This is a genomic window from Micromonospora sp. NPDC049175 (genome assembly GCF_043197345.1).
GTDB lineage: Bacteria > Actinomycetota > Actinomycetes > Mycobacteriales > Micromonosporaceae > Micromonospora.
Genome location: NZ_JBICSY010000002.1, coordinates 1,146,056 through 1,158,521 on the forward strand (window position 1 = coordinate 1,146,056; position 12,466 = coordinate 1,158,521).

A 12,466-nucleotide genomic window follows, 5' to 3' on the forward strand; every position below is an offset into this window, starting at 1 on the left:
TGGATCATGCGGGCCAGGGTGGGAAATAACTGAACGGACGAGGCGGGCGGGACGACACCGGAAATCAATGATCGTTACGGTGTCGTCTGCTCATCAACCCCTCGGAAGGAACCCCCGTGCCAGAGCAGGTCGCAACGCCCCCCGCCTCCGATGGTGCACCAGCTGAGCCGGCCGTCGAGGCGCCGCAGCCGACCGTCGAGACGCCCCGGTCGGCCGAGCCGAAGGCGGGGGTGTCGCGTCCCGCCGAGCCGAAGTCGACCGAGTCGGAGCTGACCAAGCCGCGTCCGACCGGGTCCGAGTCGACCGAGTCGGGTCTGACCGAGTCGAAGGCGGCCGAGTCGGGTCCGACCGGCTCCGAGCCGGCCGAGCCCAAGTCGGCCGAGTCGCGTCCGGCTGAGCCGAAGTCGACCGAGCCGGAGTCGGGCGAGTCGCCTCCGGCTGAGCCCGAGTCGACCGAGTCGGAGTCGGGCGAGTCGGTTCCGGCCGAGCCGAAGTCGACCGAGCCGCGTCCGACCGGGTCGGACTCGGGCGAGCCGGAGTCGGCCGAGCTGAAGTCCGCCGAGTCGGACTCGGCCGATCCGGAGGTGAAGAAGTCTGGTGCGAAGAAGGCCCTCGGCATCGCCGGCGCGATCCTCGCGGTGCTCGTCGTGGCCGGCCTGAAGTTCGGTGTCGTCTCGGCGATCGGCAACCTCATCAACAAGGACGAGACGGCTGCCGCGAAGGCCGGCGACTGCATCGCCAAGCTGCCCGAGGTCACCGGCACCAAGCAGGAGAAGGTCACGGACGCCCGGATCGTCGAGTGCACCTCCACCGAGGCGGTGTACAACGTGGTCGGTCGGGTCGACAACCAGACCGAGGCCCAGGCCAGGGCCGACACCGCGTGCGAGCAGTACTTCAAGCCGGACGAGGAGGGGTACATCTACTCCAGCATCCTGCCCGGCAAGACGGGCTACGTGCTCTGCCTGACCAAGAAGGCCTGACCACGGAGGCCTGACCAGGAAGGCCTGACCAAGAAGGCCTGATTACAGCGGTAGATCGGCATCGACGGCGGCGGGAGTCCATCCCGCCGCCGTCGGCGTACCCCGGGTCGCCGGCCGGCAAACGGGAGGTGAATGCCACTGTTCCGGCGTCTTCCCGGCGACGGCGCGGCATGGCAGGCTACCGGCACTAGGACCACTGGGCGACCAGCCAACGATGACTGACCGCTAGGAGGACGGCCCATGGGCGAAATGGTGACCTACCGCAGCAACGGGGGTACGAGCGAGGGGTATCTCGCGATACCCGCCAGTGGCATGGCCAGCCCCGCCGTCATCGTCATCCAGGAGTGGTGGGGCCTGGTCCCGCACATCCGGTCGGTTGCGGAGCGGTTCGCCGAGGCCGGCTTCGTCGCTCTGGCCCCGGATTTCTACCACGGTGAGACGACAAGCGAGCCGGACGAGGCGCAGCGGCTGCTGATGGCGATGCGGATGGACGAGGCGGCGAAGGACATCGCCGGCGCGGCCGACTATCTCGCCGGTCGGCCGGAGGTGACCGGTAAGGTCGGTGCCGTGGGCTTCTGCGCCGGTGGCAGCCTTGCTCTGTGGTCCGCCACCGTCTCCGAGCGGATCGTCGCGACAGCCGGTTTCTATCCGGTGCTGCCGTGGGAGTCGATGCGCCCCGACTGGGCCGACTACGCCGGCAAGGCCGCGGTCGTGCACTGCTCCGAAGAGGACGGCACCTCGGCCGCCGAGGGCGTACAGACCGCCCGCCGGGCCATCGAGGAGGCCGGCGGCGACTGCCACCTCTACGACTATCCGGGCACCTCGCACGCCTTCTTCAACGACGACCGGCCGGAGGCGTTCGACCAGCGCGCCGCCGCCAGCGCCTGGGCCCGCACCCTGGAACTCTTCCGGGCCAAGCTTGGCTGAGTCGCGTACCCCCGATCAGGTGGTCGCCCGCGCAGCGCGGGCGACCGACCTGGCCGACCTGGACGCGGCGGTGAGCGACTGTTTTGCCTGCCCGCGGTTGGTGCGGTGGCGGGAGGAGGTGGCCCGCACCCGCCGGGCTGCCTTCCGCGACCAGGAGTACTGGGGTCGCCCGGTGCCGGGCTTCGGCACCGGGGACGCCCGGATCGCCATTCTCGGGCTGGCCCCCGCCGCGCACGGCGGCAACCGCACCGGCCGGATCTTCACAGGTGACCGGTCCGGTGACGTGTTGTTCGCCGCGCTGCACCGGGCCGGGCTGGCCAACCAGCCGACAAGCGTCGCCGCCGACGACGGGCTCACCCTGCGGGACCTGCGGATCTTCTCGGCCGTCCGATGTGCGCCTCCGGACAACAAGCCGACCCCGCCGGAGCGGGACAACTGCGCCCCCTGGCTGCACCGCGAGGTCACGCTGATCCAGCCCACGCTGCGTGTCGTCGTCGCGCTCGGCGCGTTCGCCTGGGCCTCGTGGTGGCCGGTGCTTCGCCAGGTGTACGGGCAGCGCCCGCCCAGCCCGCGACCGGCGTTCGGTCATGGGGCACACTGGTCCGGCACAGCCGCTCCGGACTTGCTGGGCTGCTACCACGTCAGCCAGCAGAACACCTTCACCGGGCGGCTGACACCAAAGATGCTGGACGACGTCTTCGACCAGGCTAAGTACCTGGCCGGGGTGGACTGAGACACGCGGTGGGGTGGTGGCGATGACGGACGGAACACGCGCCCCCGCCCCGTCGCAGGCCGCCGAGCCGGGGGTGTTGCGCCCGGCGCTCGGTCTGCTCCGCCGGTGGTGGCCGGTCGCCGCGGTCGCCGCTCTGCTCGCCGGTGCCGCGCTGGCGTCCGCGCACTCGTCGATCGGGGCCAGCCGGATCCCGCCGGCCGCGGACAACGTCCCGTGGGTGCCCGAATACCCGACCGCCGAGCCGTCGCCGTCCATTCCGATCGAGCCGCGTACTGCCGGTGAGGCCACCCAGGCGCACATACCGCAGTGGATCACCACCGTGGCGATGGCGCTGCTCGGGCTGACCATTCTCGCCGCCCTCGGTTACCTGTCCTGGATTCTGATCCGGGGCGTACTGCGCCGCACCACCCGGGCCCTGCCGGCGCAGCGGTCCCGGCGTACCGCCGAGGGCACCGCCCGCGAGGTGGTCGCCGCCCTCGACGCCGGCCTGGTGGAGCTGGACGACCGGGACACCGACCCGCGGGTGGCGGTGATCGCCTGCTGGGTACGCCTGGAGGAGGCCGCCGCCGCGGCCGGTGTGCCACGGCTCGCCGGGGACACCCCCACCGACCTGGTCAGCCGGCTGCTGCGGGGTGACCCGGAGGCCGGCGTCCCGGCGATCGTCAGCACCGACGTGCTGGCCGAGTTCGCGCACGTCTACCGGGAGGCCCGCTACGCCACCCGCCCGGTCGACGAACGCACCCGCGACCAGGCTCGCGCCGCACTTCGTCGGCTGCGCGGAGAGCTCACGGCGGTGACCCCATGAGCAGCACCAGCATCGACGACCTGCTCGGGTCCGAGGAGGAGGCGGCGCCGAGGGGCCCGCAGGAGTCCCGATCCCGGGTCGGCCCGGTGGTACGCGCCCTCGCGTGGGCCGCCGCGGTCGTCGCGGTGCTGCTCGTCGGCCTCCGCGCGGTCGGCCTGCAGGTCTCGCTGCCCGTCCTCGTCGCCGGGGTGCTCGCCGTGGCGGCGGTCCGGCGGGTCACCGCCCTGCTCGCGCCGCCACCTCCGTCGCCGGCGGGTGGCCGGGCCGGGACGGGCGAGGAAGACGGCAGCTACAACTGGGGTGCCCGGGACGCGTTGCGCACCGCGATCAATCGCTGGGAGTGGCCGCTCGACTGGTCCACGACCCGACCCGAACGTTTCACCGGGGTGGTCCTGCCCCGGATCGCCGAGCTGGCCGACGAGCGGATGCGCCTCAAGCACGGCGTCACCCGCGAGTCGGACCCGGCCCGCGCCCGTGTCCTGCTGGGTGACCGGCTGTGGACGTTCCTGGAGACCCCGCCTCGCCGCACCCCGTCGCCACGCGACCTCGCGGTGATCGTCGCCGAACTGGAGAAGATCTGATGAACGACGTGGACCGGAGCATTGCCCCCGCCGAGGTCGGCCACCTGGCTCGGGCGGTCCTGGACGCCGTCGGCACCGTCGTGGTCGGCAAGCGGGACGCGTTGGAGCTGGTCCTCGCCGGCATCCTGGCGGGCGGTCACGTGCTGCTCGAAGATCTGCCGGGGCTGGGCAAGACGCTCACCGCTCGCTCGTTCGCCCAGGCGCTGGGCCTGGACTTCCGCCGGTTGCAGTTCACCCCCGACCTGCTCCCCGCCGACGTCACCGGCTCGTTCCTCTACGACCAGCGCAACGGCGACTTCACCTTCCGGGCCGGGCCGGTCTTCACGAACCTGCTGCTCGCCGACGAGATCAACCGGACGCCGCCGAAGACGCAGTCCGCGCTGCTGGAGGCCATGCAGGAGAAGCAGGTTTCGGTGGAGGGGGTGACCTACAAGCTGGACGAGCCGTTCCACGTGCTGGCCACCGCCAACCCCATCGAGTACGAGGGCACGTACCCGCTGCCCGAGGCGCAACTGGACCGGTTCCTGCTGCGGGTCTCCTTCGGTTACCCGCAGCACGAGGAGGAGTGGGAGGTGCTCCGCCGCCGGATGAGCCGTCGCCGTGAGGAGGCGGACATCAAGGCGGTGGTCGACGCCGCCACGCTGCGGGCCATGCAGGCCGCCCTGGAGGACGTGGTGGTGGAGGACTCCATCGGCCGCTACATCGTCTCCCTCACCGCGGCCACCCGGGAGCACCCGTCGGTGCTGGTCGGTGCCTCCCCGCGGGGATCGCTGGCGCTGCTGCTGCTGGCCCGGGTCCGCGCGGTGTTCGGCGGACGCGACTACGTGGTGCCGGAGGACGTCAAGGAGGTCGCGGCTCCCGCCCTGGCCCACCGGATCACCCTGCGCCCGGAGATGTGGCTGCGCCGGGTCGACCCGGCGTTCGTGGTCGGCGAGGTGCTGGAGGCCACCCCCGCCCCGGCGAGCGGCGCGCTGCCCAGCTACGCCGCGGGCGGGCCTCGGCACTGATGACCGGACCGACCGAGCCGATGGCCACCGAGCCGGAACCGGCCGCCGGCTGGGCACCCACCCGGGCGCTCGGCCGGGCGGTGCTGCTCGCCGGCCTGCTGCTGGTGGCGGGTGTGCTGCTGGGGCGTGTCGACCTGATCGTGCTGGCCGCCCCGTTCGCGCTGGGCACCGCGTACGCGCTGCGCCGCCGGCCCACGGCGCTGCCGCAGGTGTGGATCACCCAGGGTGCGGACGGGCCGCTTGTCGAGGGCGGCGACCTGACGGCGGCGGTGAGCGTCGGCAATCCGGACACGGTCGACTACGACCTGGTGGTGGTGCGTTCCCGCGTGTCGCCGTGGCTGCGCATCGACCGGGTCGGCTTCGCCCAGGACGGGGACGTGCCCGAGGTGCCGCCCGCCGCCGCGACGCCGGCCAGCGGCGGGGCTCCGGCCAACGGCAGGGGCCGTTCCCTCGCCGACCGGCCGTTCGTGACCGCAGTGCCGACCGGGACGGTGGCGGACCTGGAACTGGCCGGCCACGCCATGCGCTGGGGCCGGCATCCGGTGGGACCGGCCGGTGCCCGGGTCGCCACTGCGGGCGGCCTGCTGGTCTCCCGTGCGGTGCTCACCGAGCCGGTCCGGGTGCGGGTGTACCCGCGTACCGAGCCGTTCGAGGCCGTCGAGGCCATGCCCCGCGCCGCCGGGCTCGTCGGGGCGCACCACTCCCGCCGGCCCGGCGAGGGCGGCGAGTTGGCCGGGGTACGGATCTTCGCCCCGGGGGACCGGCTGCGCCGCATCGACTGGCGGGTGTCGTTGCGCGCCCGGCAGTTGCACGTGGCGGCGACGCTCTCCGACCGCGACGCGGAGGTGGTGGTGCTGCTCGACGTGCTCGCCGAGGCGGGCCGCTCCGGCGGGGTGAGCGGCGCGGCCTCGGTGCTGGACACCACGGTCCGGGCCACGGCCGCGATCGCCGAGCACTACCTGCACCGCGGCGACCGGGTCTCCCTGCTGGAGTACGGGCCGGGAGCTCGCCGGCTGCGTCCGGCCGCCGGGCGGCGGCAGTACCTGACCGTTCTGGAGTGGCTGCTCGACGTGCACGTCCACCCGTCCTCGCACGAGCCGTACGACCAGGTTTTCGGCCCGCAACTGCTCTCCTCGGACGCGCTGGTGGTGGTGTTGACCCCGCTGCTGGACGAACGGTCGGCACAGATGCTCGCCCGGCTGGCCCGCGCCGGGCGGTTCGTGGTGGCCGTCGACACACTGCCGACCGACCTTTCCGCGCCGAAGAACCTGGGCTGGGCCGAGGTGGCGTACCGGCTGTGGCGTCTGGATCGAGACGTCATGATCGGGCAGCTCCGGGAGCACGGCGTACCCGTGGTGCGCTGGGCCGGCGCCGGCAGTCTGGACCAGGTGTTGCGGGACGTGGCCCGGTTGGCGACGGCTCCGAGGGTGGGTGGCAGATGATCGACGCGGTGACCGGGCGGGTGCGGACCGCACAGAGGGCGGTGGCCCGCATCAGCGTCGCCCCGCTGCTGGTTCGGGCCGGGATCTTCGCCGTCGTGTTTGCCGGGTTCGCCCTGGCCTTCCCCGCCGAGGTGTTTTCCGGCCGCCCCCTCCTCTTTCTGGCGGTCGCCGCCCTGTTTCCCGCGTTCGGCCCGCGTCGGGTCTGGGCGGTCTTCACGGCGTTGGTCACGGTCGGCGGTTGGCTGCTCGCCACCGACGGGTACGGCCGCCCGGTCGCCCTCTGGCGGCTGCTCGCCGTCGCCGCCCTGCTCTACCTGGCGCACACCCTCTGCGCGCTTGCCGCGCTGTTGCCTTACGACGCGGTGGTGGACCCCGCGCTGATCAGCCGGTGGTTGCTGCGGGCGGGCGGCGTTCTGCTGGGCACCGCGGTGCTCGGGGTGCTGTTGTTGCAGGCCGCGGGCATGGGTGGCGAGGCCGGATACCAGTGGGTGACCCTGCTGGGGTTGCTGCTGGCCGTGGGGACGGCGGCGTTGCTGGGCTGGCTGCTGCGACGGCGGTGACCGCTGCGACCGGAGGGTTACGCAGGTCACACGGGTTGTGCTCCGTCACAGATGGGGGCCGCGAGCGGCATTACCTGAGCCGGCCGGGGAAAGATAGACAACGTGAATCCGAAGCGGATCCTTGTGGTGGGTGCCGGGCACGTCGGTCTGTACGCGGCGCTGCGCCTGTCGAAGAAGCTCAGCTCCCGTGAGGCTGAGGTCATGGTGGTGGACCCCCAACCGCACATGACCTATCAGCCGTTCCTGCCCGAGGCCGCGGCGGGCAACATCTCCCCACGGCACTCCGTGGTGCCGCTGCGCCGGGAGTTGAAGCGGTGCAAGATGGTGGCCGGCACGGTCACGCGGATCGAGCACGACCGCAAGGTGGCCACCGTTCAGCCGATCAGCGGCCCGGCCCGGGAGATCCCGTACGACCACGTGGTCGTGGCCCCGGGCTCGGTCTCCCGCACCCTGCCGATTCCCGGCCTGCACGAGCAGGGCATCGGGTTCAAGACCATCGGCGAGGCGATCTACCTGCGCAACCACGTCCTGGACCGGCTCGACGTGGCGGCCGCCACGGCGGATGCCGACGTCCGCCGTTCGGCGCTGACCTTCACCTTCGTCGGCGGTGGGTACGCCGGCATCGAGGCGCTCGCCGAGATGGAGGACATGGCTCGCGACGCCCTGCGCTACTACCCGGAGCTGAACCAGGACGAGGTGCGCTGGGTGCTTGTCGAGGCGACCCAGCGGGTGCTGCCCGAGGTCGACCGGGACATGGGTGCCTACACCGTCCAGCAGCTGATGAAGCGCAACATGGACATCCGGCTGGACACCCGGCTCGAGTCCTGCGTCGACGGGGTGGTCAAGCTCTCCGACGGGGACAGCTTCCGGTCCGACACCATCGTGTGGACGGCGGGTGTGAAGCCGTCGCCGATGCTGGACGCGACCGACTTCCCCCGCGACGACCGTCGCCGGATCACCTGCCTGCCCACGCTTCAGGTGGTCGACGGTGACCAGGTGGTCGAGGGCGCGTGGAGCGCCGGCGACTGCGCCGCTGTGCCGGACCTCACCAAGGAGCCGGGCAACTTCTGCTCGCCGAGCGCGCAGCACGCGGTGCGCCAGGCCGCCCGGATGGCCGACAACATCACGGCCGTCATCCGGGGCCGCGAGCCGGTCAACTACAAGCACAAGCACGTCGGCAGCGTCGCGAGCCTCGGTCTGCACAAGGGCGTCGCCCAGGTGTACGGGATCAAGATGACCGGCTGGCCGGCGTGGGTCATGCACCGGACGTACCACATGAGCCGGATCCCGTCGTTCAACCGCAAGGTCCGGGTGGTGGTGGACTGGTCCCTGGCGTTCTTCCTCAAGCGTGAGGTGGTCGCCCTGGGGCAGCTGCACGACCCGCGCGAGGAGTTCGTCGAGGCGTCCCAGCCGGTCGGTGCCCCCCGCGTCTGACCCAGAGACACCCAAGAGGGCCCCTGCTCACCGGTTCCGGCGAGCAGGGGCCCTTCTCCGTGCGACGGCGGTGGTCAGACCCGCCAGATCCAGGCGTCGGCCAGCCGGGTCGCGGGGCCGTAGAGCTGCTCCAGGATGATGCGCAGGCTCTCCACGTGGGGGGCGTCGTCGGCCAGCACCACGCAGGAGGCACCCCAGAAGTCCGCGTCCCAGGCGGCCTGCTGGCGCTGCTCGTCGCCGATGGTCGGCTGGCCGCCCCGCCGGGCGACGTCCGCCAGCAGAGCGGAAGTGGGCTGCTTGAAGGTGCCCATCGCCGCGGTGCCGCGCCTCCCGTACGGGCCGATGAAGAACCCCTCGGGCAGGCTGAAGGCGGCGTCGGCGGCGGTGGCCCAGCGCATCGGCCCGGGTTCCTTGGGCGTGGGCAGCGGCACCGGAACCAACACCCCACCCGGGCGTACGCACTCCCGCCAGTGGCCGCCGGTGATGAACTCCGGCACGGCGGGCCGAGCGATGGTCGGCAGGGGAGTCGGGAAGATCGGCAGCAGCGCCGCGCCGACGGCAAGTGGCACCAGCCGTCGGGCCCGACCGGTGCCGCGCAGAGCCCTGTCGACAGCGAGCACGAGCAGTGTCGCGACGATCGGCAGCAACGCCAGCGCGAACCGCATCGGCAACGCCCCGTCCACCACCGGGAGTCCGCCGATCAGGGCGTACGGGCCGGGTAGCGCGGTCCTGGTGCCATCGAGCACCACCTCGGGGCCGAGCGAGAGCGTACCCATCACGAGGCCCGCCACGACGCAGGCGAGGACCAGCCGACGTCGCCCGACCCAGATCGCGCAGGCCATGGTGACCAGCAGGAGGGGCCAGCCGAGGAAGGTGTTGTACTCGGCGGGACCTGTGGTCAGCCGGGCCGCCTCGACGCTGCCGGCCACCGACAGCGGGGAGAGCGCCCACCAACTGCCCAGATCGGCCGAGAAGTACGCCGGGGTGAACATGCCGTCGGCAACCCCCTGCGGGCCGGCGAACTGGAACCACAGCGGATAGCCGAGCACCAGCAGGGAGAGCCCGGCGGCGATGGCCAGCCCACGGGCGAAGCCGGGCAGCGCCCGCCGGGCCAGGTCCCGATCCGCCACGGCGTAGCTGACCGCCATCACCAGCAGCGTGGCGGCGGCGAGGAAGAGCACCTCCTCGCCGATGAAGACCTGCGCGCTGACCGCGCCGGCCAGCCCGGCCGCCGAGGTGATCATCCGTCGGCGGTCCGGCCCGCCGGGTCGGACCCGTCCGGTCTCGTCGGGGGTCACCGGGCCCGGGTCGGCCGCCCGCAGCAGCCGGACCACCAGCCAGACGATCACCGGCACCAGCCACTGGGCGGTCATGTGCAGGTGGCTGTTGGTCTGCGAGACCATGCCGGGGCCGAACCCGCACAGGCCACCGCCGAGCGCCGCGGCGAGCCGGCGGGCGCGCAGCATCCGATGGAACAGCAGGTACCAGGCGACAGCGGTGCCGGCGAGGTTGGCGGCGGCGAGCAGCGCGAAGCTGACCGGTGCGCCCAGCAGCAGGGTGACCGGCGCGAAGACGACGCCGAGCGCGATCACCGTGGTGTTGGCCATCAGGTTGACGCCGTCGGGCGCGTTGAGCCGGTCGGTACGCAGGTCGAAATCCCCGAGCAGCGCGCGGGCGTCGACCGCCAGGAACCATTCGTAGAGGGTCTGGTCCTCCGGGTTGAGCGCCAGGGTGCGGCCGGCCGGATCGGGCCACATGCCGTGGGTGAGCCAGCCGGCGAGCGCGACGCAGACCAGAGCGACAAGCAGATCCGCCCGGTGTCGGCGGACGGCTTCCAGCAGGCGGGTGACCCGAGGCCGGCGGTCGACCCGTTGGGCGAGGCGGAAGACCTGCTCAGGGGCGGCGTCGGGGGCCGTGGGGGCTGCGCTGCTCACGGGATCGACCCTAATGTGGCCAGCCCTGCTGGGTACGTCGAGACGCCGCTAACCGGTTACGGTGACACTGCACAGCGCGTGTCGACGCGCCGGTGCCACCCGCCCGGGTGGTGGAAAGGCAGACACGGCCGCCTTAAAAGCGGCTGCCGCAAGGCGTGCGGGTTCGACCCCCGCCCCGGGCACCCCCCTCAGCTCGACACATTCTCATTCGTGATCACCAGGACTTGGCTGCGCCGTTTACTCTTGGAGGGCACGTTCACGTGCAACGACCCCCTGAGGGAGGCCAGACAGTGAAGACCTCGAACCCGGTGCTCGCCCGGCTCGGCCAGGCGGCCGAGCGGGAGCGTTCCGCCGGGTACGCCCCGGCCGGGCCGTACGGACAGCCCGGCATTCCCCAGCAGTACCCGTCCCAGGCCGGTTACCCGGCCGCGCCGCCCACCGTGGCGCCGATGACCGTCGACGACGTCGTCGTCAAGACCGTCGCTCTCCTCGGCATCCTCGGCATCACCGCCGCGGCAGCCTGGGTGCTCGTGCCCGACGCGCTCGTCGGCACCGCCTGGATCGGCGCGGCAGTGGTCGGGCTGGTCCTCGGTTTGATCATCTCGTTCTCCCGGATGGCCAACCCGGCCCTCGTCATCGCGTACGCGGTCGTCGAGGGTGTGTTCGTCGGCATGGTCAGCAAGGCGTTCGAGTCGCTCTACGACGGCATCGTGCTCCAGGCGGCGGTGGCCAGCTTCGGCATCTTCTTCCTGATGGCGATGCTCTACCGGGCGAAGGTCATCCGGGCCACCCCGGCGTTCGTCAAGGGCATGATCGCGGCGATGGTCGGCCTCTTCGCCGTCATGATGATCAACCTGGTGCTGGCGCTGTTCGGCGTCAACACCGGCCTGCGCGACGGCAGCCCGTTGGCCATCGGCTTCAGCCTGGTCTGCATCGTGGTCGCCTCGCTGAGCTTCGTGCTCAGCTTCAAGGAGATCGAGGACGGCGTCCGGATGGGCCTGCCGCAGCGCTACTCCTGGGTGGCCGCGTTCGGCATCCTGGTCAGCCTGGTCTGGCTCTACATCGAGATCCTGCGCCTGCTGAGCTACTTCCAGGGCGACGACTGACCTCGTCCGCACTGCCGACCGGCGCCCGCTCCCGCTTCGGCGGGGGCGGGCGCCGTCGTCGGCGGCGTTTCCCCGCCGCCGCCGGTCCGTCCGGGGCAGAGTGACTGCGAGGGCGTGACACGAGCCCTGGGGGTACGCGGGCCAAGGAGGCGGCGGTGCGCAGCAACAACCCGGTGCTCAACCGGCTGGACGAGACCGGCCGGGTGGAGTCCCGGGTGCTCGGCGCCCGCGACGTCGAGCCGATGACCGTCGACGACGTGGTGACCCGTACCGTCGGGTTGTTGCTGGTCACCGGTGTGGCGGCGGCGGTGTCCTGGGCGGTGGTCCCGGACGCGGCCTGGCTCGGCGCCGCGCTGGCCGGCAGCGCGCTCGCCTCGATCGCGTTGGTCCTGGTCATCTCGTTGCGGGGCATCACCAATCCGGTGCCGATCGTCGGCTACGCGGTGCTCCAGGGCCTGCTGCTCGGGGTGGCGAGTCGCACCTTCGAGCAGGTCTACCCGGGCATCGTGGTGCAGGCGGTGGCCGGCACGTTCGGCGTCTTCCTCGGCATGGCGGCGCTCTACCGGGCCCGGGTGATCCGGGCGACGCCCCGGCTGGCCCGCCTGGTGATCGGGACGCTGCTCGGGATCGCCGTGCTCAGCGTGGTCAACCTGGTGTCATATCTGATCTCCGGCCGGCCGGGTCTGGCGGTCTACAGCGTCAGTGGGCAGGTGGGCTGGCTGCCGTACGCCTTCTCGGTGGTGGCCATCATCGCCGGTGCGTTCAGTTTCATCCTGGACTTCGACCTCGTCGAGCGCTCGGTGCGCGACGGTCGACCCCGCCGGTACGCGTGGCTGAGCGCGTTCGGCCTGCTCACCGGCCTGGTGTTCCTCTACTGGCAGCTGCTGCGGCTGCTCAGCTACCTGCGCCGCTGACTCGGCCCTACGCGGCCCCGGCGCGGCCTTGCGCGGCCCCGGC

Annotated in this window: 12 protein-coding genes and 1 tRNA gene; 12 read left to right on the plus strand and 1 reads right to left on the minus strand. The window is 72.2% G+C overall.

Going from position 1 to position 12,466, the window contains the following annotated elements:
• Window positions 1-116 precede the first annotated feature (116 nt).
• The 9 genes from ACGFH8_RS12395 (at window position 117) to ACGFH8_RS12435 (ending at window position 8,469) form a co-directional block, all read left to right on the plus strand.
• Window positions 117-980, plus strand: a complete 864-nt coding sequence (locus ACGFH8_RS12395; RefSeq protein ID WP_393366459.1) for a hypothetical protein — start codon at window positions 117-119, stop codon at window positions 978-980.
• A 240-nt stretch (window positions 981-1,220) separates the two neighbouring features.
• Complete coding sequence (locus ACGFH8_RS12400; protein WP_393366460.1) at window positions 1,221-1,907, plus strand: dienelactone hydrolase family protein; 687 nt, start codon at window positions 1,221-1,223, stop codon at window positions 1,905-1,907.
• Window positions 1,908-1,926: 19 nt separating this feature from the next.
• Window positions 1,927-2,640, plus strand: a complete 714-nt coding sequence (locus ACGFH8_RS12405) for a uracil-DNA glycosylase (RefSeq protein WP_393366461.1) — start codon at window positions 1,927-1,929, stop codon at window positions 2,638-2,640.
• A gap of 22 nt (window positions 2,641-2,662) precedes the next feature.
• Window positions 2,663-3,445 carry a DUF4129 domain-containing protein gene (locus ACGFH8_RS12410; protein ID WP_393366463.1) on the plus strand — a complete coding sequence of 261 codons (783 nt, stop codon included), beginning with the start codon at window positions 2,663-2,665 and terminating at the stop codon, window positions 3,443-3,445.
• On the plus strand, window positions 3,442-4,026 hold the full coding sequence (locus tag ACGFH8_RS12415) for a hypothetical protein (RefSeq protein ID WP_393366465.1): 585 nt from the start codon (window positions 3,442-3,444) through the stop codon (window positions 4,024-4,026). Before ACGFH8_RS12410 ends, ACGFH8_RS12415 begins: the two co-directional genes overlap by 4 nt.
• Window positions 4,026-5,033, plus strand: coding sequence for a MoxR family ATPase (locus tag ACGFH8_RS12420; protein ID WP_238644181.1), 1,008 nt, complete (start codon window positions 4,026-4,028; stop codon window positions 5,031-5,033). Before ACGFH8_RS12415 ends, ACGFH8_RS12420 begins: the two co-directional genes overlap by 1 nt.
• Complete coding sequence (locus tag ACGFH8_RS12425) at window positions 5,033-6,475, plus strand: DUF58 domain-containing protein (protein WP_393366468.1); 1,443 nt, start codon at window positions 5,033-5,035, stop codon at window positions 6,473-6,475. The genes ACGFH8_RS12420 and ACGFH8_RS12425 overlap by 1 nt, the downstream gene beginning before the upstream one ends.
• Window positions 6,475-7,035, plus strand: coding sequence for a hypothetical protein (locus ACGFH8_RS12430; protein ID WP_393367093.1), 561 nt, complete (start codon window positions 6,475-6,477; stop codon window positions 7,033-7,035). The genes ACGFH8_RS12425 and ACGFH8_RS12430 overlap by 1 nt, the downstream gene beginning before the upstream one ends.
• A gap of 102 nt (window positions 7,036-7,137) precedes the next feature.
• Complete coding sequence (locus ACGFH8_RS12435; protein ID WP_393366470.1) at window positions 7,138-8,469, plus strand: NAD(P)/FAD-dependent oxidoreductase; 1,332 nt, start codon at window positions 7,138-7,140, stop codon at window positions 8,467-8,469.
• A gap of 74 nt (window positions 8,470-8,543) precedes the next feature.
• On the opposite strand, the gene ACGFH8_RS12440 is transcribed toward ACGFH8_RS12435, so the two are convergent.
• Window positions 8,544-10,403 carry a hypothetical protein gene (locus ACGFH8_RS12440; protein WP_393366472.1) on the minus strand — a complete coding sequence of 620 codons (1,860 nt, stop codon included), beginning with the start codon at window positions 10,401-10,403 and terminating at the stop codon, window positions 8,544-8,546.
• Between the two features lie 101 nt (window positions 10,404-10,504).
• On the opposite strand from ACGFH8_RS12440, the gene ACGFH8_RS12445 reads away from it, so the two are divergent.
• The 3 genes from ACGFH8_RS12445 to ACGFH8_RS12455 all read left to right on the plus strand — a co-directional run bounded on the left by ACGFH8_RS12445 (window position 10,505) and on the right by ACGFH8_RS12455 (window position 12,423).
• Window positions 10,505-10,585 (plus strand) — tRNA-Leu (locus ACGFH8_RS12445).
• A 108-nt stretch (window positions 10,586-10,693) separates the two neighbouring features.
• Complete coding sequence (locus ACGFH8_RS12450; RefSeq protein WP_393366473.1) at window positions 10,694-11,509, plus strand: Bax inhibitor-1/YccA family protein; 816 nt, start codon at window positions 10,694-10,696, stop codon at window positions 11,507-11,509.
• Between the two features lie 155 nt (window positions 11,510-11,664).
• Window positions 11,665-12,423: a Bax inhibitor-1/YccA family protein gene (locus ACGFH8_RS12455; RefSeq protein WP_393366475.1), complete on the plus strand. Its 759-nt coding sequence runs from the start codon at window positions 11,665-11,667 to the stop codon at window positions 12,421-12,423.
• The last annotated feature ends 43 nt before the right edge of the window (window positions 12,424-12,466 follow it).